Annotated in this window: 23 protein-coding genes and 1 pseudogene; 12 read left to right on the top strand and 12 right to left on the bottom strand. The window is 65.2% G+C overall.

Annotated elements, in window-relative coordinates:
- Positions 1–207 precede the first annotated feature (207 nt).
- Positions 208–1,023 carry an alpha/beta fold hydrolase gene (locus tag M8859_RS31495; protein WP_195071822.1) on the top strand — a complete coding sequence of 272 codons (816 nt, stop codon included), beginning with the start codon at positions 208–210 and terminating at the stop codon, positions 1,021–1,023.
- Between the two features lie 367 nt (positions 1,024–1,390).
- Positions 1,391–1,720, top strand: a complete 330-nt coding sequence (locus M8859_RS31490; RefSeq protein ID WP_249645362.1) for a hypothetical protein — start codon at positions 1,391–1,393, stop codon at positions 1,718–1,720.
- 426 nt (positions 1,721–2,146) lie between these two features.
- On the opposite strand, the gene M8859_RS31485 is transcribed toward M8859_RS31490, so the two are convergent.
- Entirely contained in the window at positions 2,147–2,845 is a 699-nt protein-coding gene (locus tag M8859_RS31485; protein WP_195071820.1) for a hypothetical protein, read from the bottom strand.
- Between the two features lie 699 nt (positions 2,846–3,544).
- Here M8859_RS31485 and M8859_RS31480 point away from each other — a divergent pair.
- A complete protein-coding gene (locus tag M8859_RS31480) occupies positions 3,545–3,940 on the top strand; it encodes a hypothetical protein (protein ID WP_249645361.1) in 396 nt (131 codons plus the stop codon).
- 87 nt (positions 3,941–4,027) lie between these two features.
- On the opposite strand, the gene M8859_RS31475 is transcribed toward M8859_RS31480, so the two are convergent.
- Complete coding sequence (locus M8859_RS31475; RefSeq protein ID WP_249645360.1) at positions 4,028–4,348, bottom strand: hypothetical protein; 321 nt, start codon at positions 4,346–4,348, stop codon at positions 4,028–4,030.
- A 676-nt stretch (positions 4,349–5,024) separates the two neighbouring features.
- Between M8859_RS31475 and M8859_RS31470 the strand changes: the two genes are divergently transcribed.
- Positions 5,025–5,231 carry a hypothetical protein gene (locus M8859_RS31470; RefSeq protein WP_249645359.1) on the top strand — a complete coding sequence of 69 codons (207 nt, stop codon included), beginning with the start codon at positions 5,025–5,027 and terminating at the stop codon, positions 5,229–5,231.
- Positions 5,232–5,685: 454 nt separating this feature from the next.
- Here M8859_RS31470 and M8859_RS31465 read toward each other — a convergent pair whose 3' ends face one another.
- The 5 genes and pseudogenes from M8859_RS31465 to M8859_RS31445 form a co-directional block, all read right to left on the bottom strand.
- Positions 5,686–5,922 (bottom strand): hypothetical protein, encoded by a 237-nt coding sequence (locus M8859_RS31465; protein WP_195071817.1) that lies wholly within the window; start codon positions 5,920–5,922, stop codon positions 5,686–5,688.
- 632 nt (positions 5,923–6,554) lie between these two features.
- Positions 6,555–7,541, bottom strand: coding sequence for a tyrosine-type recombinase/integrase (locus M8859_RS31460; RefSeq protein ID WP_249645358.1), 987 nt, complete (start codon positions 7,539–7,541; stop codon positions 6,555–6,557).
- 8 nt (positions 7,542–7,549) lie between these two features.
- Positions 7,550–8,263 carry a DUF4158 domain-containing protein gene (locus tag M8859_RS31455; RefSeq protein ID WP_195071816.1) on the bottom strand — a complete coding sequence of 238 codons (714 nt, stop codon included), beginning with the start codon at positions 8,261–8,263 and terminating at the stop codon, positions 7,550–7,552.
- A gap of 69 nt (positions 8,264–8,332) precedes the next feature.
- Positions 8,333–8,620: a site-specific integrase gene (locus M8859_RS31450; protein ID WP_249645357.1), complete on the bottom strand. Its 288-nt coding sequence runs from the start codon at positions 8,618–8,620 to the stop codon at positions 8,333–8,335.
- A 388-nt stretch (positions 8,621–9,008) separates the two neighbouring features.
- Positions 9,009–9,401 (bottom strand): annotated as a pseudogene (locus M8859_RS31445) (transposase); the annotation flags it as partial.
- Positions 9,402–9,952: 551 nt separating this feature from the next.
- Here M8859_RS31445 and M8859_RS31440 point away from each other — a divergent pair.
- Together M8859_RS31440 and M8859_RS31435 are read left to right on the top strand one after the other, a co-directional pair.
- Positions 9,953–10,843 (top strand): hypothetical protein, encoded by an 891-nt coding sequence (locus M8859_RS31440; protein WP_159930257.1) that lies wholly within the window; start codon positions 9,953–9,955, stop codon positions 10,841–10,843.
- A 176-nt stretch (positions 10,844–11,019) separates the two neighbouring features.
- Positions 11,020–11,301 (top strand): hypothetical protein, encoded by a 282-nt coding sequence (locus M8859_RS31435; RefSeq protein WP_249645356.1) that lies wholly within the window; start codon positions 11,020–11,022, stop codon positions 11,299–11,301.
- Positions 11,302–11,452: 151 nt separating this feature from the next.
- Here the strand turns inward: M8859_RS31435 and M8859_RS31430 are convergent, their stop codons facing one another.
- Entirely contained in the window at positions 11,453–11,920 is a 468-nt protein-coding gene (locus M8859_RS31430) for a hypothetical protein (RefSeq protein WP_195071814.1), read from the bottom strand.
- Between the two features lie 946 nt (positions 11,921–12,866).
- On the opposite strand from M8859_RS31430, the gene M8859_RS31425 reads away from it, so the two are divergent.
- The 3 genes from M8859_RS31425 (at position 12,867) to M8859_RS31415 (ending at position 15,028) form a co-directional block, all read left to right on the top strand.
- Positions 12,867–13,145, top strand: a complete 279-nt coding sequence (locus M8859_RS31425) for a hypothetical protein (RefSeq protein WP_223515933.1) — start codon at positions 12,867–12,869, stop codon at positions 13,143–13,145.
- Positions 13,146–14,331: 1,186 nt separating this feature from the next.
- Positions 14,332–14,718, top strand: coding sequence for a hypothetical protein (locus M8859_RS31420; RefSeq protein ID WP_195071812.1), 387 nt, complete (start codon positions 14,332–14,334; stop codon positions 14,716–14,718).
- Positions 14,719–14,752: 34 nt separating this feature from the next.
- Entirely contained in the window at positions 14,753–15,028 is a 276-nt protein-coding gene (locus M8859_RS31415) for a hypothetical protein (RefSeq protein WP_195071850.1), read from the top strand.
- On the opposite strand, the gene M8859_RS37815 is transcribed toward M8859_RS31415, so the two are convergent.
- The 3 genes from M8859_RS37815 to M8859_RS31405 all read right to left on the bottom strand — a co-directional run bounded on the left by M8859_RS37815 (position 14,910) and on the right by M8859_RS31405 (position 17,470).
- A complete protein-coding gene (locus M8859_RS37815) occupies positions 14,910–15,197 on the bottom strand; it encodes an MspA family porin (RefSeq protein WP_372492960.1) in 288 nt (95 codons plus the stop codon). The two genes, M8859_RS31415 and M8859_RS37815, sit on opposite strands and share 119 nt — an antisense overlap.
- A 306-nt stretch (positions 15,198–15,503) precedes the next feature.
- Complete coding sequence (locus M8859_RS31410) at positions 15,504–16,778, bottom strand: nucleotide sugar dehydrogenase (protein ID WP_159930251.1); 1,275 nt, start codon at positions 16,776–16,778, stop codon at positions 15,504–15,506.
- Positions 16,779–16,780: 2 nt separating this feature from the next.
- Positions 16,781–17,470, bottom strand: coding sequence for a PIG-L deacetylase family protein (locus M8859_RS31405; RefSeq protein ID WP_201295396.1), 690 nt, complete (start codon positions 17,468–17,470; stop codon positions 16,781–16,783).
- Positions 17,471–17,612: 142 nt separating this feature from the next.
- On the opposite strand from M8859_RS31405, the gene hsaA reads away from it, so the two are divergent.
- The 3 genes from hsaA to asnB all read left to right on the top strand — a co-directional run bounded on the left by hsaA (position 17,613) and on the right by asnB (position 21,862).
- Positions 17,613–18,776, top strand: coding sequence for a 3-hydroxy-9,10-secoandrosta-1,3,5(10)-triene-9,17-dione monooxygenase oxygenase subunit (gene hsaA, locus M8859_RS31400; protein WP_195071810.1), 1,164 nt, complete (start codon positions 17,613–17,615; stop codon positions 18,774–18,776).
- Between the two features lie 534 nt (positions 18,777–19,310).
- Complete coding sequence (locus M8859_RS31395) at positions 19,311–20,012, top strand: AfsR/SARP family transcriptional regulator (RefSeq protein ID WP_249645355.1); 702 nt, start codon at positions 19,311–19,313, stop codon at positions 20,010–20,012.
- Positions 20,013–20,014: 2 nt separating this feature from the next.
- The gene (gene asnB / locus M8859_RS31390) at positions 20,015–21,862 is read left to right on the top strand and encodes an asparagine synthase (glutamine-hydrolyzing) (protein WP_195071808.1); all 1,848 of its coding nucleotides are present in this window, start codon (positions 20,015–20,017) and stop codon (positions 21,860–21,862) included.
- Here the strand turns inward: asnB and M8859_RS31385 are convergent.
- Positions 21,852–22,967 (bottom strand): glycosyltransferase, encoded by a 1,116-nt coding sequence (locus tag M8859_RS31385; RefSeq protein ID WP_159930247.1) that lies wholly within the window; start codon positions 22,965–22,967, stop codon positions 21,852–21,854. The two genes, asnB and M8859_RS31385, sit on opposite strands and share 11 nt — an antisense overlap.
- Positions 22,968–23,050 lie beyond the last annotated feature (83 nt).

The raw sequence follows: 23,050 nt of genomic DNA, 5'->3' as shown, positions 1-23,050 counted from the left end.
CTCAGACCGCGCTGACACCGCCGTCGAGGTCGCAGCCGCCAACCCTGCCAAGAGCCGCGCCACCAAGGTCGCCGAGCGCGCCACCGCCACCTACGCCGAGGTGTCCTGCGGATCACGGCCTCGACCCCGGGCCACCACCTCCCGCGGCGACATCATCGCCCGCAGCCTCTAAAAGCATCAGAACCCAGACACGACCAGGAGCAACTCATGACGAACAACCGCACTTACCCGACCGATTCGACGTGGACCGGCATGGTGCCGGTCGGTGACACGGCTCTGGCCGTCACCGATACCGGCGGCCCCGGCATCCCGGTGCTCTATGTCAACGGTCACGTCGCCACCCAGAAGTACTGGCGGCACGTGATTGCCGATCTCGGGCCGGGGTGGCGCCACATCACCTACGACATGCGAGCCCGCGGCAAGTCGGAGACCTCGGCGGACTACTCGTTCGAAACCAACGTCGCCGATGTCGACGCCGTGCTCGCGGCCAGGGGTGTGGAGCGTGCGCTGGTAATCGGCTGGTCCTACGGGGCTTTCGTCGCGGCGCACTGGGCCAGCCGCAACCCCGACCGGACCGTAGGCGCGGTCCTGGTCGAGGGCGCCCAACCTCACGACTGGATCGACGAGGTCGATATCGAGGGAATGCGGAAACTGTGGCGGCGGCTGGGCTGGTTGATGCCGCTGATGCGCGCGATGGGTCTGGGCGCGCGGATGAGCGCCGAACAGATGGCCGACAGCAATATCGAGGCAGGCGAGATCGCCCGCGAACGAGTGCTGGGCCCGGTGATGGACAACATCACCGTCCCGACCAGGTATGTGAACGCTTCGGGATCCTCGTTCGGCAGCAAGGGTGATTCGCAGGAACGCATCCGCGCCAGCCTCGACAAGGTGGTCGAACGCAACCCGAACATCACCATCCACGCGAAGGTCCCCAGCAACCACGGCAACATCCTGCGCAAGGACTACCGCACCGTCGCCGAAGCTGTCCGCGCGGTCGCCGGGCTCGAGGGCGGGCAGCGCTGAAGACTCAAACGGCGAACTCGCTCAGCCAGGCACCGGCACAGTCGGTCGACGGCCCGGCATGTCCGAAGCTGTTCCGATAGGCGATCGGCCACCGGAACACCCCGGGGCGCGAATGTCGGCCCAGCTCCGGGTGTTCCGTAGAGGTGTTCCGGAAACCATCCCCCTCAACCCCCGGTATCCGGAACAATTCGAGTATGAGCGAATCGTTCCGGGTGGGGTACTGCCGCTGCTCCACCGACGAACGCCGATCACTTCCGAGGGCGGGATCGCTCAACCCTGCAACCCGAACGCTTACCCGTGTATCACTTTGCTCTCGGAGGGCAGATCAAGGAGTTGTTGTCGGGGCTTTGGGGTTACACCTGATCACATGACCACGATCGAAAACGACCCAGAACAAATCCCTTTCGTTCCTGGGGCGTTGTCCGCGCATGCAGTTGCTCGTCACGGCCGCGGTGAGTCGTCGATGCTTGCTCCCGTCCTTCACTCCACCCCTGCTCACCAGCAGTCACCGTATCCGGCGATCGGCAACGTCCATGCCGTCGTCCGAGAAGGCGATTACGACCAGCTGTATCGCGTTCTCCTGTGGGATGCCGAAGGCAACGCTCTGATCGCCAACCCCGCCGGCTGGCTGGAAATCGCTGCCAACCGCCCCGGATTCCTCCGCCTGGAAGGACGACCACCGCCAGTAGCCGGATAAGGGCCGCGATCCCATGTGCAACCGACTGCCCACCAGCATTGTCACGCACACTCGATGAAACGCGTGTCAAAAGCTCTGTTGCACAACATCAATCGTGATCGAATGGATTACGTCGCGCTCGGTCCCACAGCACCGGGGGTGCGGCACCCGCAGGTAGACAACGACCCCGGCCCCTCATCAACCGACTGTGAGGCAAGCCGGGGTCGTTTCGGCTCACGGACCTGATCGGTGCGGGAATGTTGGTGGGCGTGAAGACCCGCCCCCGGCGAGGAGTGGTCGTGAAAGCGTGAGCGGGCGCAGATCTTGCGAAACACCGACGACGAGCGGCAACAGTGCTGCCTGTACGGGGACGGCGCGGACCGGATGAACGATGCCGCCGAGCGGGGGCTCGACGGCATCCAGGCTCACGTAGTGGTGTGCGTTCACCTATCGGCTTGCGGTGTCGTGGAAGTTACGCGGGGCGGAGTCGGTGTGCTGTGTGCCCTGCGAATCTTCCTCGTCGTAGGGGTGGTTCATGGTGTTGTGGAACTTGACGGCAGCAGCGATCCCCACCGGGATACCGAGAATCGCCGCACCGGCGATGGCACCGAGTCCGCCGAGCACCCCCGCACCCGCGAGGCACCCGGCGATGAGGGTGAGGCCACCGGCATCAAGGATCGGAGCCCCGAAGACCGCGCCGGCCACCGCACCGACCCCGCAACCGACAGCCGCACCGATCACACCGCCGCCCAACGTCCCGATTCCGACGGCCAGATCGAACTCGTTGATAGCGGCCTGGATCGCGGTGTCGAATCGCTCGGTTCGCGGATCGGCGGCGATGTCCTCGAGATGCATATCCGGTGTCGCTGCCCGGACAGCCGCCTTGACCTCGTCGGGAGCTTCGAGCACTTCCAGGGCTTTGGGCTTGACCGCGAAGGACACCACCCCGGCCACGGTCGTGCCGGTTGCGTCCTTCACCTGGAACTGACCACCCTGGCTGATGAGGGTGGCCATCCCGGTCTCGATGACGACCGACTGATCCAGGGTGTCGCTGGTGTAGTGGACCCCCGGCATGATTTCGGTACTGAGTGTGTGCCTGTTCAGCGTCGCGGGAGCGGCCACAACCGTGCCGGACCCGATTCCCATGGCACTCACCACCGTGACAGCGACGACGGTAGCGCGAGCGATCCTGTTCATTCCTGCCTTCAACTCTCGATCTCCTGCCCTGCGCGGACTGCGCAGAGACAGCGGGTGCGGCGACATCACCAAGCACCGGAGCGAGACCCTATCAGGAAATGATTTTCATTTTCCTTAGGCCGGGACGTGATGGTCACACCCCGGGCCGGTAAGCATCCCGCCGGAAGTGTCGCAGCGCCCGCTGCTGGGCGCTTGACATGTCAGGACGAAGTGGCAGTGTCGCGGTCGAGGCCGGGGTTTGAAAGCAGTGAATTCGGACACTGGTCGAAAACACCGCAGGTTCGGTCGTGCGCCAGGGCTGAGCCTGCGGTGCCGTGTCCAGCGGGCCGCGAACGACGCGGTCTGCTGTGGAAGGTTCTTGCCCAGCTGGGCAGGCCATGCGCGCGGTAGGTAGTGGTGTGCGGGTTTCGGATGGGGGTTGTCTACCTATGCGGGCAGGGTTGGTGGTGTGGGCGGGTAGGGCTGCTGGTGGGCAGGGTTCCATCGGGGTGGTTGATGCTCGTCGAAGACGATGGCGGACCCCTTGTGGTGCACAGCGTGGTGGAGCCGAGCGGGCAACGACGCCCAACGGGGGACGCGGTCGTGGAATCGGATACGTGGTGTCCACCGGTGCCGGGCCCCGGCTTTGCGGGCGGGGCTGCGGCGAACATGTCCATCCGGCCGGCCAGGGGACGATTGTCTTTCCAGTTGGCCGTCGATGCGGAACTGGTTTTCATGATGACTACTGCACTGCTGCCTCTTGCTTACGGGTATCTGCGCGATGACCTGATCGGCGACCGTGATCGGGAGGTGGGTGAGGACACGTTACGGACCGCCGCCCGCTCGCTGGGCTACGAGCTGGCCACCGTGTTCCACGAACCACCACCACAGGGCGGCCTGCTGCCCCCGGCGTTCGCCGAGATGATGCAGGAATGCCGCCGCGCCGCAGCGCACACGGTGATCACCTTGCCCGGGCACCTGTCGAACATGGCGATGTCGAGGATGGTTCTGCAGGAAGTCCTGCACATACGCGCCGAAGCCGTCGTCCACGAAGTCGAGCACTGAAACCTCGCGAGGGGGTTCACTCCCTCCCACCGCGCGCCGCGCGGACCGTGCGGCAAGCGCTGGGGGGTGGCTGGAGCAGCGGTGCGATCAGCGGGAGCGGTTTCGGCTCATACGCACGCCCCGTGCGGTCAGCGCTGCGGCCAGGGACATGTACTGCAGGTAGGCGACGGCGACGAGCACGCCACCGTAGTCACGTATCCACCCCTGCAACGAGGCCACGGCGGTCAGGCCCAGGCAGATCAGTACGACACCGGCGATCAGGGCCGGTATCCGCAAGGGCATGAGGATCTGGTCGCGGCGGTCGGTCGATGACCCCGCAGCAGAAGCCACAGCCTGTGAGCGGCTCACGAGCCCGGTGACGGGGGCGGCGGTTGCGAACGAATCGGGTGAGGATGCGGTGGTAACCATGGGCGTCTCCGCGCCGACACCGTGGGATCGGCTCAGGTCGCAAGTCGGAATCGGATGAGCACCACCGAGTCGAGCCCAGGAGTGATCTGCGAAGGCGCCGCCGTTACCAGCGACCAGTCCGTTAGGACAACGCTATCCAACAGTTACCCAAAAGCTCGGCGGTTTATGCAAAGAAAAATGGATCCCCGCCCGCCCATCACGCAAGCCGACCACCGTTGTGGGCAACCCAGCCGCCGACGTGTGGTCAGGGTGGTTTGCGCGCGGCGGCACCCTGGGTAACCGGTGTCGCCTGGCCGGGCCAGGTGCGTCGGCGGACACCGACTGGTTCTTCTGCCCCAACCGTCAGGTTCAGCTGCATCGACCGCGATTGGTGTGATCCCAGCACTCTTGCAGCGGTCGTTTTTGCGGCGTCCATGGGCCGCATCGGAGTCGACCGTGACGCCGTGGCCTGGACCTGCGGTGCCACGTCCCCGGTCGCGAACGGCGGGGATCTTGCCGCTACGCCACTGGGCACCGGGCCCTTCTCTGCGAAGCTCGAACCAGACATCCGAGTTCAGGACGCGACCGCCCCCAAGCTCAGCTAGGGCGGATCTGGACAGTCGGACCTGTGTGTTGTCTCAGCTGGGGGAAGGTATCCGGTGGCGGGAACAGCCGAAGACCAGATAGGTTCCGCTCCGTGAGAGACAGCATTCCCGCACGAGGAACCCGGAAATGGGCGCCATGGTGGGCGTATCTCGTTCCGATTCTCGGCGTCAACTACCTCAGACAGATCGTCGTGCCTTTCGGCACCGTGCCCGTGATCATCGATGTCTTGCTCGCCGTGATGCTCGCCGGGGCAGTGTTCGTCCTCATCACCGCTTTCTACCGGCTGACGCAACGCTGACTGTGACCGCCGGACCCCGGTATTCCAACAGTTTCGGCTCGCTATGCGATCGACTATGTCGCAGCTCCTCACGCAGTACGGCACCCGCACCGCCGAGACCGCCTGCCTGATCCGCCGCCGCGATCAGCTGCAGTAGCGCCCCCGGCGGAAGCGGTGGCGGTGTATGTCATCACAAGTTACTACTTGACGATGGCTGGGTATCGGGTGTGCAGCAGCCCCAACTCGGCGAGCGTGGGATGCTGGCCCGCGCGCTGTGCGGCAGCCGATTGTAAAAGCCGTGCAGGTAGCGATATGCGCCGACCGCAGGTCACCGCCGTTGACGACGGCGGCCGCCGCGAGTGCTCCGGCGTCTTCGTCACCCAACCAATGGACACAGGAGAGCCCACCGCCGCCACACCGCCCTCGGCGGACATCCACCAGCGGTTCGCGTCCCCAACCTCCCGGGTCAGTACAGCTAGGTCGTGAAAACGCAGCTACGGTAGTTGGTTGTGATGTACCTGCTGTTTCCGGGGTTGAGGTAGTCGGAGTCTCCACGGCCGTCCTCTTCGGTGTACATGCGGACCGTGGTGTTGGTGTTGTTCTCTACCGACCCTGGCGTGATCTCGATGTTGTAGGTGCGGTACTCCTCGGGGTTCTGAATCTGATCGGAGTACCCATAAGAGTTCTGATACCTGAACGTGCCGACCGCCATGCTCTGCCTCCACGTTGTAGACACGGCCTCGCACCGAACATAGCCGATCAATAGCTGTTGAGTGCGGGTTATCTCGTGGTGGCAGCCTATTCATTGGGGTTGCGGAGCTGGTCCAGTTGCGTCTTATCCGCCTTTAGCTTGGGAAATGTATTTCATCGCGCGTTTCGCCAGAGTCGAGCCTTCAACGCGAGCACCGTCGCTAATTGGTTGCCTAGAAGCTTGCGATGGGGTGAGCCTCACCTCGGCGTCCAGGGACGCGAGGCCACGAGGATGCGCCTTCGGCAGACACCGCGGGCCTTCGCGGCGGCGTTGCCCTCGCGTTGGCGTTCCAGGATCAAGGCGCGCTCGGGGGTAGAGGAGCATCCGCCGGAAATCCGGCGCTAAGCCGGTCGTTTGCCGAGCAGCATTGGGCTATGGGTAATTTCATGTCGCGGTGATGGATGAGGGCGGCTACGGCCTGTTCCCCGCGATGTCGCGGCAGGATCTGGAGCGCTACTGCTATCTGGATGACGAGGATCGCCGGCCGAGATTCAACAACAGCAGGTTGGCGCCGGGTTTCTCGCAGATGTTCCTGAACCTCCAGGAAAATCCCCGGCCGCCACCGCATCGTTCGGGAGCAGGCTCGACCGAGGTCACCGGCCGCGTCGACGCGAGGCCGGATCGGTGGCCGCCTGCCAACGCCCCAGCGCCTCGGCCGACACCTTCGTGTACTTCGCGAGGCTGCGCACCGAGGCGTGCCCGGACAGCGCCATCAGCATCGGCGTGGACGCACCGTTCTCGGCGGCATGGGTGAGTTTGCTGTGCCTGAGCTGGTGCAGCGTGAACGGGCCGCGCTTCATCACCGTTGTGTGTTCCTCGAACAGCGTCGCCGCCCGCCGGTACGACAGCCGGGCCCGCTGGGTGGCCGGGTCGACATCCGACAACGCGACAGACGGCTTCGCCTTGCGGTCGGTCAGAAACAGCGGCCCGCGTTTACGGCCGGCGATCAACCGGGGCAGCAGCCGGGCGGTGCCGGTCTGCCAATAGACGACGTCGCGCGCACCGCCCTTGCGGACCACCATGGCGCAGCGGTTCACGGTATCGAGATCGGTGACATCCAGCGTCAGGATCTCCTCGGCCCGGGCCGCGGTCTCGTACAGCATCGTCCACAACGTGCGCTCCCGCAGCGGCGCGCCCGAGTCCAGCGGTTCGGCGACCTCGGCGTGGGTCATCGCCCGGCTGTTGTCCGGCGGGGCCGGCCGCGCCGCCAGGCGCACCAGCGGATCACCGGCGAGCCAGCCCTGCTCACGCCACCACCCACGCGCCGACGCCAACGCGGTCAACCGGAGGTTGAACGTCTTCGGCGACCTGCCGCCCCACACGAACACGAACCAGCCCGACACCCGATCAGGGGCCAACAGGGCCACATCGGTGTCCGCGCCGAAGTCGCGCACGAGCCGATCCAACGCGGCCGCGTAGCCGCGGCGGGTGTTCGTGTCCAGGAACATGGTCACCGCGTCGGCCAGCCGGACCCCGGTGTCGGCAGCGCGCTCACCGTCCCCACTGCGACCACCTCCCCGTTCTACGGCAGATAGTTTCCCGAGTTGCCCCGTCGCGGAGATGCCGTCGCGCCAGGACAACTCGCAGTTTATGGCAGATAGTGGGCCGCTATCTGCCATAAATCCTTAGGGCCGGATTTCCGGCGAATGCTCCCTGCCCCCCGCATCGTGTTCAAACTGACCGCGCCCGGATCGGAGCGGATCGCGGCGAACACCATCGGACCGTGCTCGATCTCAGCGTCACCCTCACCAACACCGATCAACGCGAACATCCGGTCAACCACCGCGTCCGATAGCCGGGACGCGACCCGCTCGAACAGCAGCTCCTCCCCGCGGCTCAATGCCGACCGAGCCACGCGCTCGATTCGGCCGCCGGTGGGCGGCTCGATCCGCTCGGCACGAAAACGCTCCAGAAGGCGTACACGGACCTGCTCGGCCGATCGTTCGCTCTGGGTGACATGCGCGACCAGCCAGTCCGCGACAGCGTCCGCGTCGGCGACGCTGCACTCACGAAATCCCAGCGAACCGCGAATCTGGTTGCGGTGGAACCGATTCGTGCGACCCGACCACTCGTAGAAAGCGATCTCGGTCCGGGTAACCCCGACCTTCCGCGCCACGTACTCCACCGCGTTGTCTGGGATCTCGCCCCGACCACGAGGGAACCGGCCATGTTCGGTATAGAACCGCAGCATTACCGAGAACCCGAGCTTCGTCGCACCACGCTTGCCCGCAACGAGCTCCAGCTCATTGCCGACCAGCGTCCAACGATCGATCAGCTCGTCCTCACCCAACTCCTGAGCCACCGCCGGAAGCTACACCGCACACCACCAGCACACACCCGAAACGCTCGTTTGCCGCTCCTGACACGATCCTTAACGGCACCCCAGCACGGTGCGCACCGAGCCGCCCTTGCCGTGCAGTCGCACGTGTTCGTCGTCCAGGCACAGGTCGAAATCCTCGACATACAGCTCGCACACCTCACTGGCCCGGGCGCCGCAGACGTAGGCGGTCTCGAACAGCACCCGATCCCGCAGGACGTCGACCGGGACGTCCTTGCGTGGGCGGCGCGCGCAGATCGCGGCGAGCACCTTGGCGATGTCGGCGGCTGGCGCCGGGCGCGGCAGCGTCTTGGGCACGGTGATCGTGTCGACCTTGTCCATCGGGTTGGCCGCGAGCAGGTCGTGCCGGACGGCCCACCGGCAGAACGCCGCGACCGCGGCGCGCTTGCGCTTGCGGTGGCCGGCGCGAGATCCGCGATCGCGGACAGGAATCCGCGCACCGCGGCGACGTCCACGCCGGGCAGGCCGCCGTCGACGTACTCGGCGAAGCCGGTCAGGTCGCCGCGGTACGCGCGCAGGGTGTTGGCCGGCCGGTTGGCGTTGGCCGGATCGGTGAGGAAGGTGGTGTCGTGGCCCGGAAGCCGGACTGGTCGCGCGGCAGCTGTCCCCGCAGAAGGTGCCGCGTGCAGCGGGTTGCCATCTTTCGCCTAGGTAGCACCACCGAGGTACTGATGCGGCGGCGTTACTGAGAAGGCAGGATCGAACCAATCCGTGTTGCCACGAACCGGTTTTCCTTCAGCTGTCCGATCCCGCACTCGACCGCGTGACGCTGTTTATATCGTTCGGCGTCTAACACCGGTGGCCTTCCACCGTCAGAACCCTTCTTGCGCCGATTGGCGGCTTGGTCGGCCCGGACCGGAATCGTCGCGGTGATTCCTCGTCGGCGCGGATAGGAGCGGTTGGCGCGCGAGCTGTACGCCTTGTCCGCGAGTGCCTCGTCCGGACGGGTCCGCGGGCGACCGGCGCCCAGGCGGGGCGCCGAGATCGCCTCGAGCACCGCGGTGAACTGCGGGCAGTCCGCCCCCTGACCGGCCGTCAGCAGCAGCGACAGCACCTTGCGGCCCAGGACGCGCAACACGCACTCGACGCGGTGCAGCGGGATTTCATGCTGCAGGAGTGGCGGTGGGCGATCCGGTCGCCCGGGGACTTACCCGGATCATCATCCATACTCGGATTCCTCTCCATCGCGGGGCCGCCGCGTCGGCGGCTTGCCGTCGGAAGTGCCGACAAGCTTCGGGCCCCCTCGCCAGAGCAACGGGTTCACGGATTGAGACTTCGACTTCCCCGGGACGCATACAGCGGCTTGCCACCATCTGTGACATTCCGCTATCATCGGGCTACTTGTCAGCCTATGTCCACCACGAAATTGGCGCTGCGTGAAATTACTTGTCGTTAGTTCATCCGGCGGCGCCCACGTCGGTCGAGCACATCTAGTGCGCCAAAAGCTTCATTCAGCACCATCATCGCACACATATCCTAGGTTTCCATTGATTCGGTTTCTATCGCTAATTCTAGCGTCGAATGAATTGTTTCGCCACGTCCAATTGTCCACCGCTGCGAGAACTCGGCGCATTCTTCGCAGTGTACGACCGAATACCATTTAATGAGCCTCAAAAAATATAGCCGCGAGTGTAAGGGTAAAGGTAAGGGTAGATGAATCCGATCAACCAGGATGTGGTGGCGCCACCCGATGGTAGCGGAAAAATTATTCGAGCGCGTGGGGATGAAATCGGTCCGCTACCGAACAATTCCACCCTCATCCTGCCGCTTTCCATGAGCAAACTACAGAACTCACAGGGGCCACAGGCGACATACGACGTGGTCCTGTCCTTCCTTACGGCAAATCCCGAGCGCGCGTTGAAGATCGTCATATTGTATACTGATGGCCTGTACTGTAATAACGGCAAGGAGTCCGCGTTCAGCGTTCACAGGCGGACTGTTGCGCAGATGCTCGGTCACCAGAACGCTTTCCGCCGGATCGAAGCAACAAAGGGACATGCACTCGTCGAATCTGGTGTGTTGGAGTGTGTCTCGTGGAATCATCTTCTCTTGGGAGTCGCCAGAACCTTTCAGAAGTGCGTTGAAATTCTTGAAAGAAGAATTGCTACCGACCCAATATTCAGCGCGTTGGTCCATGCGGAGGTCCAGGAGCACGACCGTGCAACTTTGGCCTTCTTGCTCGAAGAACTCGTGATGGTTCACCTGATACGAGAGCAAGATCCCGGGCTTCCCTGGATGCCACCGGAAAGTCGTGGGCCACAATTGATCGCCTACCATGGCACTTACTCGAATGCGGATGTTTACCAGTGGCAGCATCAGATTCTTCCAAGAAACAAAAAATGCTCGAACCCATTCCGTGCAAGTCAAGTCGATTTAAAGAGGGGGCTAATATTCGACTTCAATATCTCGATAGGTTCCGCTACGCCATTGCGTGATGGCAAGGCGCCGAACGGCGACTCCGAGAGCGGCCACCTGCCGAGGGGTCGAGACGATCACGAAGGAAGAATTGCGTCCGTCACCACTGCAACCGAAGAACGAAAATGATGCCCGCTATCAGCCCCTGATTTCCAGTTGGCCCGGAATCACGGGTCGGATCTGAGCTTTCGCGGACTGGCCCTCGAGCGCTGCGCCGGCGGATGGTGGCCGCGAGTGGACACATCGGGAGGTCAGTCACACTACAGTTCGGAGAACGGTTCGTCACCTCTCGAAGATCTTAAAAGATGTTCGATCACGGTCGGGCGGAATGCCACAAAATCTTTCACGAGCAGATCAGCACAGAGGTGTCCGGTGTCATCGGTGCCACAGATGCGCATACCCTGGACGATCTGCGCGGCAAACGATCCAATGAGGTGGCGTTCAAGCTAGCGGTGAACTCCTTGCTGCCGCTGTATTCGGATGCGCAGAAGGTGCACGAGCCGTGGCTGGTCCCGCAGTGGGTTCGTGCGACACGGGAATGGATGGGGAGCAGGGTCCGATACAGCGACGGCGTTTTCCCGGGCTGATGATCGGCGTGTACGCCGAGGATGCCGCGCAGCACCGGACCGGCCATATCGTCTGGAACGAACGCTCTCGCGATCCGGTGGTCCGCGATCGTGCATTCTGCCCACCCCCCGGAAGCGCCGACGACGTGCGCTTCCAGACGACCAAGGCCACTCACGTGACGGATGAGAAGTGCCAGTGTCTCATGTAGTGCTCGACTCCGGCGGCGGAGGCTCCGGCAACATCTGGGAGGAGATCGCCGCCCTTGAGCTGGAACGGCACGCTGACGTGGCCGCCTATGTCAAGAATGACCGCTTGGAATTCGCCATCCCCTAAACCGGGGCCGTGCGCCGTTACCGGCCGGGCTTCCTCGTTCGGCTCCGCCGCCGGGACGAGGATGTACAGCGCTACCTGATTCTGGAGGTCTCCGGCGGCCGAAAGGACCAAGGCGCCCGCCAGATCAAGGCAGACACCGCCAGCAACCTGTGGTGTGTGGCGGCGAACAACGGCGGCCGGTTCGGTCGGTGGGGCTACCTCGAGGTCGACGATCCGTTGCACATCCGCGCCGCACTCGACGACGCAATCCGGTACATGTATGCGGACAAGCCGACTACCCGCATCGACCTCGATCCCTTCGCCCATCCCTACGGACGCCCGAGACCGACTGAAGAGGGCGAGCGAGTCCGCCGTCCAGCACGCCAGCACGGATTGCCCGCATCCACTCGACGGCGGCAATACGTTCAACCCCCGGGTCGGACTACGCCGGTGGATTACGGCGATGAATCGCGGCGACGGCCGGACGGACGCCTTCCGGGAGGCATGGGCCGAGATACACCACGATGGCACCGTTACATTGGCAGCGGCAATGGGACGCGGTCCGGGCAGCACAGGCGATGAGCGGTCACCGACGACGAGATCGGCGCGGCCCTGGAATCTCTCTGGGGCCAAGCGGCGGTCAACACCTGGACCGCGCGCCGCGCCGCGGTCGCGAAATGGCTGTCCTGGTGCCGAGAGCAAGGCTGGGACGTCCCGGCGTCGGCCGCGCAATCGACTCCGCTGGACTCGGAGACACCAGTGCGCTCGCGGACCGCGATCGATCGGCTCATCTCCCGTCGCGAGATCCATCTGCGGGAGAAGACCCTGTGGCGGATGCGGTATGAACCTGCGCTCGCACAGAGGAACTGCTCCAGCTCAACATCGAGGACCTCGACCTGGCGGGCCGGTGCGCCCGGGTGAAGTCCAAAGGCGCCAAACCTCGCACCCGCCGCCGCGGCGCCACCCACCACGAGCACGTCCTCGAAACGGTCTACTGGGACGCCGGCACCGCCCGGCTACTACCGCGATTGCTCCGCGGCCGAAGCCGTGGACCGGTATTCGTGACCCACCGCCGACCCGGACCAGGGAAATACCTCGCAGACCGCGACACCTGCCCGGACACCGGACTCGCACGCTGTCCTACGACCAGGCCCGCGATCTCCTCGACGCCGCCACCGCCACCGACGGGCCCGGAACCGGATGGGACCTGCACGAACTCCGGCACTCCGGCCTGACACACCTCGGCGAATCCGGCGCGAGCCTGCTCGAACTGATGGCCAAATCGCGTCACCGCAAGGCCGAGAACCTGCGCCGCTATTTCAAACCCTCGCCCCAGGCCATGCGCGAACTGACCAGCCTCATCGGTCCTGACGCTTCCCCGCACCCACTGACCAGCGGCTACGCCAAATCCGCCCGATTTTCGGCCGATACTACGGCGACCCCGTGTTGGTGGTCAGGCGTTTGGCCGGTCACGGTGACGAACATCGCTGCTGATAAGCCATCGTCGTTGTTTTTCCGTGCGATTACTACTGACCTCTACCCCCTGACCTAATGCGCGTCATGTTCTGTGGTTGTTCGGACCCGGCGCGATGACGGGCTGGTCATGGTTGGGAGTCGCTTCGCTGCGACTGGCGTGTCGCGCGGAAGTAGCCTCGGCTTCGGGAGGGGCTCTGTTGGCCATTCTCGGGCTTCTCCCTTCCTCCCAGATTCCGGCCGTGCTCGCTATTCCCCGATACCGAGCGCGGTGCTACACCCGGCGCGATTTCTGAGGTTTGCCTCAGATTTGCCCCCCGCACGTATGCTCGACGCCGGAGCTGTGGGAGGACAGGTCGTCAGCGGGTGAGTGAGGCCGGGCGTGTGATGCGGGAGGCCACCGAACGGTTAGCGGGTGCGACCGTTCGGGCGGTAGAAGGTGCCGTTGAAACCATACTCAGGCCAACGGCACGCACGCTCAACCGCGGTGTCGAGGAAGCACTCACCACCGACAGAGATGGCGCCAACCCCGTGAGGGCGGCTGGCCGCGATGTCTCGGAGAGTGCGTCGCCGGTCCCCGCGCCGGCCTCCGTCCTGTTCGACCGGCCGGTGGCCGCCGCGGAGCGACGTGTCCACACTAAACAGGACTATATCGAGTCCTTCGAGGACCGAATCGGGCGAAAGCTCACCCAGGCCGAAGTCAAGACGGTCGACTTGGGCTGTATCGGACTGACCATGGTGCGCCTGGGCCGCACCGGCATCGAGGTTCCTCCGACGAATCTGGCATTCGCCGACGCGCGAGCCCATCGCTTGGTCGCAGAGACCGAGAAGGTGCTCGGCCCCGGGGAGATCGCCAACGACGCGGTGAACAGATTACGGCGCGATCTGACTCGGGCGCGACAGGACCTCGAGACCGAGTTGAAGAAGCCGGGCGCGGGTCAGGACTCATTCACCGTGCCGCGCCTACAGGCGAAGATCAAAGAGTTGGAAGACGAATACGAGCAGGCCAAAACGACAACGCGGCAGTACTGGGCCCGCATCGGGGCGGAGCAGGTCACCGCCTTGCTCGAGGCCCGAGATGCCGCCAAGGCCGTCGGTGGACAGCAGGTTTCCAGCAGGTATCCGAGTACGCCGCGAAATTCAACGACATCCTCGCCACCGGGCCTGCAGACGCCGCGAAATTCGCCGAGCTGGTACGCGCGGACAAACACCTCGCCCCGCTGCGCGGGGTCACCGACGCGCTACCCTCCGGTGATCTGTCGAACGTGCGCGCACACATATTCGCCAAACACTTCTGGTCGGGCCAGGAAGAGAAGCTGGGCTTGGACGGAAAACCAGCCACAACCATCCTCGGGCACCCGCTGGGGACCTCGTCGGTGCTTCCGAATCCGGACAGGTTCGCCCCCCACCCCCACACCGGGCAGGTCGACATGTCCAAGGACCTCTTCCAGGGTAAGCCCGGGTTCATAAAGTTCGACTACGGATGGTATGACGAAGGCAGCGGAAGCTGGTGGCATGCCAATCACGCCGAGCGTACCGACCCTGAGGATCCGATGCGTGTCTACCAGAGCGGACCGGAGAGATTCTTCACCGGTTATCCCGATTTCGACAGTTCGGTGGTCTGCATTGCATTCGTGCGGGACATGCCTTGAAACCACCGACCATAGCCGCGGCCAGGAGGACAGAGTGGATTTCGCAGACTATCTCGACGAGGAGGTCGTGCTCTACGGCATCGCCGAGAACGCCATGGCCGGGGCCGTGCTGCGGTGCGGTCGAAACACGCATGTGTACCTCGACGGGCTGCCACAGTGGGACGAAAGCGACCACCACGGCGCCTTCGAGGTCACTGGCGTCCTCGCCGTGGAAGGTGACGATACCGAAGCCTTCGGCGAGAACCGCACGACACACCGGCTCGGCCGCCACTACGTCCTGAAAAACCCGACGTGGGAACGTTGTCGGTGAACGTCACGATCACGTAGGAACGGAGTGTGAGTCCGGTCAGGCAGCCATCCGCCTTGATACTGGTTCGAACGATGTCGATGCGTAGTTTGTGATCTTTCAGGGAAATCTTCTCGACAACGATGTCCGAGATCGTTCCCGCTGCAAGGCGGGCAGTTATTTTCGGTTTCACCTCTACTTTGGGAAACACTATCGACTGGCGCTCCTCCGGCGACACGAAAGACCTGTGGAGTCACTACCAAAAGGCTTGGCGGCATCAGCCCACCATCGATGCCAAGGGACGAGGTGATCGACTGCATTGACGTCATCCTCAGCGCACGCCCGCTCCCAACAAAGGGGGATCGAGGCGAGTAGTAATCGTTGCGCGAATCTGGGGTGACGGCGGCGACAAGCTGCGGTGCGAGTTGGCCAGCGGGCATTGGTACGCAGAGAGTAAGCAGCACATACAGCAGCCGGGAAGCATGCCGGATTGTGGGGATCAACCCTGCGCGGTGCCGCGGTGGTGGTCGGTTGCCGGTCCGGTGGCGTCGAACAGCCTTCTGGCCGAGGCCAGCGTCTGCGCGTCGTAGTCCCTGTGACGTTGGACTACGACCACGAGATCCGCGGAGCCGACGGCAGCGGCGAGATCGTCGCAGCGGCGCAACCGCTGTCCGGCCCAGCGCAGCTCAGGGATGTACGGGTCGTGATAGGTCACCGTCAAGCCGCGGCGCAGCAGCTCCTCGGTGAGCGGGATGGCGGGCGTTCCGCGAGTGTCGGCGACGTTGGGCTTGTAGGTGACGCCGAGCAACAGGACGGTGGCGTCGGGCAGTGTCACGCCTCGGTCGTCGAGGTCCTTGACGATGCGATCGGCCACCCATCTGGGCATGTCGGCGTTGATGGCGTGCGCCGTCTCCGCCAGCCGCAGCGCCCGGCCCAGCCGGGTGGTGGTGTGGTGGATCATCAGCAGGGTGTCGACGGGAATGCAGTGCCCGCCGACACCCGCGCCTGGCCGAAACGGCATGAAACCGTAGGGTTTTGTGGCTGCCGCGGCGATGACATCCCAGATATCGATGTCCAGCTCATGGCATACCTGGGCAAATTCGTTCACCAAGGCGATGTTCACCTGGCGAAAGACGTTTTCGAGGATCTTCGTTGTTTCCGCTTCGGCAATTCCGACTGTGGTGTGTATGTTCGCGACCACCCGCCGGTAGAACATCGCGGCTCGGTCGCGGCAGGCCGGGGTCAGCCCACTGACTACGCGGGGAGTCGTTGTCAGCCGGAACCTGGTGTTGCCCGGATCCATGCGTTCCGGCGAGTACGCCAGGTTGAAGTCGATTCCGGCGACCAGACCCGACTCTTCGAGGATCGGCCTCAGCAGATCGACGGTGGTGCCCGGGGGCACGGTGGACTCGACCACGACGAGCTGTCCCGGACGCAGGTGGTCGCGGATCGTGGTGACCGCCGAGATCAGTGGGCGCAGATCAGGGGTGTTGTCCGTCTCGTGGACCGGCGTCGGCACGCACACGACGACGATCGCGCTGTCCGCCAGCACGCCGGGGTCGGTGGTGGGATGCAGATGGCCGGCCACGGACCGGATTTCCGCGGCGGTGACCGTGTCGACCGGACTGTCTCCATGCTGGACCGCGGCCACCCGGCGTCGGTCGACGTCCACACCCCACACGTGGTCACCCGCATGTGCCAGTGCCACGGCCAGCGGCAGGCCGGTGTAACCGATCCCGACGACGGTCACCTTCTCGTGTGCTGCGTGCGTCATGATCACCACGCCAGTCGGTACGGGCGGAACAACTCGGCGTAGCGGAGGCCGTAGCCTGCTCCGACCGCGGCGTCGACGAGCCGGATGTGCTCCAGGGATCGGGGCTGGCCATCAGGCCGGATCTGGGACCGATAACAGCGCAGGGCTTGCTCTTTGGTGGCCCAGAAGTCGGTGGTGTCGACCGTGATCGGCCACGCGTTGTGGGTGGGCGACCAGTGCTCCTCCACTCCGCGGTACCCCAGGACCACCCGCGGGGTGGGCACCGAGGGACGTGGCCGCGCGGCGGCGAACCCAGCGCGGAAGACCGCGCAATGATCTTGGTGGTATCCGGCCTCCGCCGGGATCATGAGGGCGGTGGGACGCACCGCGGCCAGCGACGCCTGCTCGTGGGTTGTGATCACGTCGACCAGCCGGCGCTGCCGAGTCGTGATGTCCATGTCGCCGGCCTGATCGATCCAGACGACCGCGGCGGTCGTCACGCCGAGCGCCGCGCACGCCTGTTCGAACTCCGTGACCCGCTCCTGCGGGTCGGCCACCCCGCCGTTGGCACGGACCGTGACGCAGAGGACGTGCACCTGCAGGCCCTCGGCAGTCATCCGCGCGATCGTGCCACCAGGGCCGATGGTTTCGTCATCGGGATGCGGCGCGACGACGACGACCCGCTCACCCTGTGTCAGCCCGAATACCGGCATGCCGACACAGTGGTGCGACGCGCTGACCATTGGGTGATGCGCGCCGAGTCGCGGGCCGCCAACGGTCGCGTCACGCGCACGCCAGCGACCGCATCGACGATCACGCTTGCCAGGATCACGCCCGTCACCGTCGAGGGGGAATATGCACAGCAAGACCGTGTTCGAACTGGTCCGCGAGGTGCTGCCGCTCATCCGGGATCGTGCGGACGATACCGACCGGGCCGCGCGAGTGCCCGAGCCGACCATGTCGGCGCTGATTTCCGCGGGCTTCTTCAGAATGCTGCAACCCGCGCGCGTCGGCGGCTACGAGTCCAATCCGCTGGACTTCTATCGGATCGTCCGGAGGATTTCGTCCGCCTGCCCGAATACCGGCTGGGTGGCCGCCATCGTCGGGGTACACCCGTGGCAGATCGCGTTGTTCTCCCCACAGGCACAGGACGACGTCTGGGGGGACGACCCGGACACGCTGGTCAGTTCCTCGTACGCTCCCATCGGGCAAGTGTGCCCTGTCCGCGGTGGATACGAGCTGCGGGGACGGTGGAGTTTCTCGTCCGGTTGCGACCACTGCCAGTGGGCGTTGCTCGGTGCGATGTGCACTCGTGAAGGTGCGGACCCGGAGTACCTGACCCTGTTGATACCGCGCAGTGACTACACGGTTCACGCCGTGTGGGACTCGGTCGGTCTGCGTGGCACCGGGAGCAACGACATCGTTGTGGAGGGCGCGTTCGTGCCCGATCACCGAGTGTTGAGTGCGCGGGATTGGACACAACTGCGCGGTCCCGGCCACCAGGTCAATCACGCTCCGTTGTATCGGTTGGCCATGGGTAGCGTCTTCCCGACGACGATCACCATGTCGATCATCGGGGCGGCGGAAGGTTTTTACCAGGAGCACACGGACTGGGTCCGGTCACGGGTGCGGATCTCGGACGGAAAGCACGCTGTCGACGACCCGTTCGTGCACGTGCGGTCGATGCGCGCCGCGTCCGACATCGACGCGGCGACCCTCCAGGTGGAGCACAACATCGCCGAGCAACTGGCGTATGCGCAGCGAGGCGACGGGATCCCGTACCACTTGCGGCTGCGGACGCGGCGCGATCAGACGCTGGGCACCGACCGGGTTGTCCGGGCGGTCGAGGAGTTGTTCACCCGATCCGGGGCCACCGCGTTGTCCTCGGCAGGCCCGATGGCGAGCTTCTGGCGACACGTGCACGCGGGCAGCGTGCACGTGGTCAACGACTGGCCCCGGGTGCTCAGCCAGGTGGGGCGTGCCGAGTTCGGTGCCACGGTCGATGATCCGTGGATCTAGCGCACCCTGCCGGTTTCCGCGGCGCAGGCCGCCGGTGTGACCGCGGGCACCGAGCAACCGGCCGGTTGATCGCCAGCGACATGGTGTTGGAGCTGATCGGTACCGGCCCGCAACATTCTCGACGACGTCACCGACCGGATTCATGGCCGACAAATGGCGTGGCTACCGCGATGAAGCCCGCGCGACCCGGCAAAGCACCGGCTTCCGGAGGAGTTCCGAGCGGCCACAGAGTTCCCAGCAGTAGCAAACATTGCAGCGGCGCCGCAGCTATCATCAATCCCGCAGACCATTCGGTCTGAGCTTGTTTAGCTGGTCAGGACATCAGATGTGATGGTGCACAACAATATTTCGCCCGCTTTCGGCGCACCGGGGTCCTGGATGAGCGACTCGGCCCAACCCGTTTCGGCAATGCGATCCTCGCTGGCCCTGGTCCGGGAAGGGACGCGAATATCCAGCGAGGCACCCCTGCGTATCCAGGCATTGGGAGCGTTGACTATCCGTCGGGGCGATCGAGTAGAGATCCTGACCTCCACGATGCGGTCCAAGCTGTTGGTGGCGCTGCTGGTGAATGCGGGCACGTACGTGTGGACGGACAAGCTGATCACGGAGCTGTGGGACGGACAACCACCGCACCGGCCCGACTGGGCCCTGCAGTCCGGTGTCATGCGGCTCAAGAAGTTCCTCCGTGGATGGGGCGAGCAGATCACGATCGAACATGGGCCCTCCGGTGCGTACCGGCTGGACCTCGGCGATACCGATTTCGATGTGGCGGAGTTCCGGCAGCTGACGCAACGCGCATTGCACCTGCTCGGCACCGGGTCACCGGACGGAATCGGTGTCGGCCGCAGCGCGCTGGCGTTGTGGACCGATACGGACGCTTTCATCAATGTGCAGCTCGGGGCTCTCGGCTCGACCGAGCGCACTCATCTGGAGCAGCAGCGGTCGCTGCTGACCGAGCGAGTCCTGGAGGCCGAGCTGCGTGCCGGCCGGCATCGCGAGCTCATCCCGGAGCTCTCGATGCTGGTGGACCGGCACCGAGATCGCGAGTATTTCCACCAGCTCTACATGACGGCGCTGTATTCGGCAGGCCGCCAAGCCGAAGCGCTCGAGGTCTACTGGTGCCTCCGTGATCGCCTCCGAGCCCTGTACGGTGTCGAACCAACCCCACCCCTGCGGGAAACCTATCTCGCGATCCTGCGCCAGGACACCGCGCTGTCACGCGACGAGACGGACTAGCCATGTGCGGAATCACCGGGTGGCTGGCGTTCGACCGTGACCTGACCGGCGAGGGACCAACGCTGGCCGGCATGACCCAGACCCTGGCGCCCCGCGGTCCGGACGGGCACGGTCTGTGGATGGATCACCGGGTGGCACTCGGTCATCGTCGCCTCGCGGTGATCGATGTCGACGGCGGTGCCCAACCGGTCAGCGTCCGCACGCCGCACGGCCCCGTGGTGATGGTCTACAGCGGAGAGACCTACAACTATCGGGAACTGCGCGCCGAATTGCGGGCCCACGGGCATCGGTTCGACACTCTGTGCGACACCGAAGTCGTCCTGCACGCATACCTCCAGTGGGGTGACGATTTCGTCGACCGGCTGACCGGCATGTACGCCATGGCCATCTGGGACGCGCGCGTGGAGCGGCTGCTGCTGGTCCGGGACCGGCTGGGCGTGAAACCGCTGTATGTGTGGCCGACCGAGCACGGCGCGCTGTTCGCCTCCGAACCCAAGGCCATCTTCGCCCATCCGCTGCCCGCGCGGCGGGTCGATATCGACGGTCTCCGGGAAATGCTGGCGTTCAAACCCCACACACCCGGGCACGCCATGTGGGCCGGCCTGCGCGACGTGCTGCCCGGCACCATGATTGCCATCACCCGTGAGGGTCTGCGTGAGCGCACATACTGGCGGCTGCGCACCGACGAGCACACCGACGATCGCGCGACGACCGTGGACACCATCCGTGGCCTGCTCGACGAGGTCGTCACCCAGCAGCTCACCGCGGACGTCCCCAGGTGTGTCCTGTTGTCCGGTGGCTTGGATTCCAGCACGATCACGGCTCTGTCGGCCCGGCACCTCACCGCACAGCGGGAGCGGGTGCGGACCTTTTCCGTCGATTTCGCCGGACACGCCGACGCGTTCCGCGGTGACGTCGTGCGCCCGGCCCGCGACACCCCCTTCGTACATCTGGTGGCGGACCATGTCGGATCGGTGCACCGCGAGGTCGTGCTGGACACCGCGGGTCTGACCGACCCGGCGGTGCGCACCGAGGTGATCACCGCGCGCGAACTCCCGGTCCCACTGGCCGACCTGGACATGTCATCGCTGGCGCTGTTCCGGGCGATCCGCGAGCACTCGACGGTAGCGCTGTCCGGTGAGGCGGCCGACGAGGTGTTCGGCGGCTATCCGTGGCTGCATACCGCACCCGACGGCGACGACGACACCTTCCCGTGGCTGCCTGCGATGGGCCCGTCCATGCGCTGGCCGGACCCCACCGACATGCTCCACCCAGACCTCGCCCGCAAGCTGGATCTCGCCCAGTACAGCCGGGACCAGTACGCCACCGCATTGGCGGAGATCGACAGCCTGTCCGAGGACACCGCAACCGAGCGGCGCATGCGTGCCCGCTACTACTTGACGCTGACGAGGTTCCTGCGGGACCTGCTCGACCGCAAAGACCGGTTGAGCATGGCCGTCGGGCTGGAGGTGCGGGTGCCGTACTGTGACCACCGCCTGGTCCAATACGTGTACGGGACGCCATGGCACATGAAGGTGTTCGACGGCCGGGAGAAAAGCCTGCTGCGCGCGGCGACGCGCAAGGTACTGCCGGAGCCGGTGCTGCGGCGCAAGAAGAGCCCGTATCCGTCCACGCAAGACACGGGGTATGCCCGTGCGCTGCAACAGCAGGCCCGAGAGGTGCTGGCACAGCCGAACCATTCGGTGTGGGACATCGTGGACCGGGGCTGGCTGCACGGGGTCGTGCGGCACCCGCCGGAGAGTCTGTCACCCACCGCCCGCAACGGCATCGATCATGCGTTGGACATCGCCACCTGGATCGACGTGTTCTCCCCACGGCTCACGGTGTGACCAGGTTCTCCAGCTGCGCCACGATGCCGTCCTCGTCGGGCAGCGCCAGCGTCGCACCATGTGCGCTGCGCATCCGCTCGCGGATGGTTTCATCCGCCAGCACCCGCTGACACGCCCCGGCGACACCGTCCGCGGTCTGCTCGGCACGCCGCCCCAGGCCGAACCCTTCGATCAAGGCCGCATGATGCGCCTGGTCGGCGAACTGCGGTACCGCGACCATCGGCACCCCGGCACTGAACGCCTCACGGACCGAGTTGTATCCACAGTGGGTCACCAGCAGGTGTGACCGCTGCAGGGCACGCCGTTGCGGAATCCAGTCGACCAGGTGCACATTCGCGCCGACCGGGACGTCATCGACCGGGGTGCCGCCGGTGGCCACCACAGCATGACAGTCCACCCGGGACAGTCCCTCGATGATGGCGCGCAACGGTTCTCGCATACGCGGAGTGTGCTCGTCATCGGGCAGTCCCTGCCGACGGATCTCGGCGAACATCGGCAGCGCGGTACCCAAGGTGGCGAGCACCAGCGGTTTATCAGTGGGTATCTCCGGCATGCTGCCGTCGTACTCCCACAGTGGCTGGCGGTAGGCGTACGGCAGTGGTATTTCGTACCGGGCGCACGAGTATTGGGGCGGCATGGCATCCAGGCGGCCATACCGGAAGATGGCCATCGCGTCCTGCGCAGGCAACCCCACCTCGGCACGGCGGGCGCTCACCAGTGGCAGGACCCCTTCTGGGTCCAGGATGTTGGTGGCGCCCGACGGTGCCGAAAGGTGCGGCACGCCAAGTGCTTCCGCGATCAGGCACCCGGCCAGGTCGGCGCCGTCGCGGAGCACGAGGTCCGGGGCACAGGCCCGCGCCACCGGCATGATCGCGTGGAACGCGGCCGTTACGTGCGGGCCGCCGACGAAGTGGACCGTCTCCAGGTAGGGGGTGAGGTCTTGCGTGAGTACTTCGGACAGTCCGGCGCGCATGCCGCGCAGCACCTGCGCCATGGTAGGGAAGACGGGATGCACGCGCATCGGCTCGCCGGCGAACGTCTCGGCCACATACTCCGAGGTGACCACGGCCACCTCGTGCCCGGCTCGGACGAGGGCACGAGCCATCGGGAGCATGGCCCGTCCGTGTGACGGTGACCCCGTCACGGTGCACAGCACTCGCACGTGTGGCTCCTGTCTCGGCGGAACGT

The organism is Nocardia sputi, from assembly GCF_023501985.1.
The sequence above is the reverse complement of the archived record's forward strand: the minus strand, read 5'-3'. Positions and strand labels throughout refer to the sequence as shown.

What these genes read in the sequence shown, in the direction of transcription:
- M8859_RS31405 (WP_201295396.1), bottom strand. Translation starts at nt 17,470, where the DNA reads ATGCCGGTATTCGGGCTGACACAGGGTGAGCGGGTCGTCGTCGTCGCG.
- M8859_RS31410 (WP_159930251.1), bottom strand. Translation starts at nt 16,778, where the DNA reads ATGACGCACGCAGCACACGAGAAGGTGACCGTCGTCGGGATCGGTTAC.
- M8859_RS31385 (WP_159930247.1), bottom strand. Translation starts at nt 22,967, where the DNA reads ATGGCTCGTGCCCTCGTCCGAGCCGGGCACGAGGTGGCCGTGGTCACC.
- M8859_RS31495 (WP_195071822.1), top strand. Translation starts at nt 208, where the DNA reads ATGACGAACAACCGCACTTACCCGACCGATTCGACGTGGACCGGCATG.
- M8859_RS31490 (WP_249645362.1), top strand. Translation starts at nt 1,391, where the DNA reads ATGACCACGATCGAAAACGACCCAGAACAAATCCCTTTCGTTCCTGGG.
- M8859_RS31395 (WP_249645355.1), top strand. Translation starts at nt 19,311, where the DNA reads ATGCGGTCCAAGCTGTTGGTGGCGCTGCTGGTGAATGCGGGCACGTAC.
- M8859_RS31430 (WP_195071814.1), bottom strand. Translation starts at nt 11,920, where the DNA reads ATGGGCGAAGGGATCGAGGTCGATGCGGGTAGTCGGCTTGTCCGCATA.
- M8859_RS31450 (WP_249645357.1), bottom strand. Translation starts at nt 8,620, where the DNA reads ATGGACAAGGTCGACACGATCACCGTGCCCAAGACGCTGCCGCGCCCG.
- M8859_RS31435 (WP_249645356.1), top strand. Translation starts at nt 11,020, where the DNA reads ATGTTCGATCACGGTCGGGCGGAATGCCACAAAATCTTTCACGAGCAG.
- M8859_RS31485 (WP_195071820.1), bottom strand. Translation starts at nt 2,845, where the DNA reads ATGGGAATCGGGTCCGGCACGGTTGTGGCCGCTCCCGCGACGCTGAAC.
- M8859_RS31440 (WP_159930257.1), top strand. Translation starts at nt 9,953, where the DNA reads ATGAATCCGATCAACCAGGATGTGGTGGCGCCACCCGATGGTAGCGGA.
- hsaA (WP_195071810.1), top strand. Translation starts at nt 17,613, where the DNA reads ATGCACAGCAAGACCGTGTTCGAACTGGTCCGCGAGGTGCTGCCGCTC.
- M8859_RS31465 (WP_195071817.1), bottom strand. Translation starts at nt 5,922, where the DNA reads ATGGCGGTCGGCACGTTCAGGTATCAGAACTCTTATGGGTACTCCGAT.
- M8859_RS31425 (WP_223515933.1), top strand. Translation starts at nt 12,867, where the DNA reads ATGGCCAAATCGCGTCACCGCAAGGCCGAGAACCTGCGCCGCTATTTC.
- asnB (WP_195071808.1), top strand. Translation starts at nt 20,015, where the DNA reads ATGTGCGGAATCACCGGGTGGCTGGCGTTCGACCGTGACCTGACCGGC.
- M8859_RS31480 (WP_249645361.1), top strand. Translation starts at nt 3,545, where the DNA reads ATGTCCATCCGGCCGGCCAGGGGACGATTGTCTTTCCAGTTGGCCGTC.
- M8859_RS31475 (WP_249645360.1), bottom strand. Translation starts at nt 4,348, where the DNA reads ATGGTTACCACCGCATCCTCACCCGATTCGTTCGCAACCGCCGCCCCC.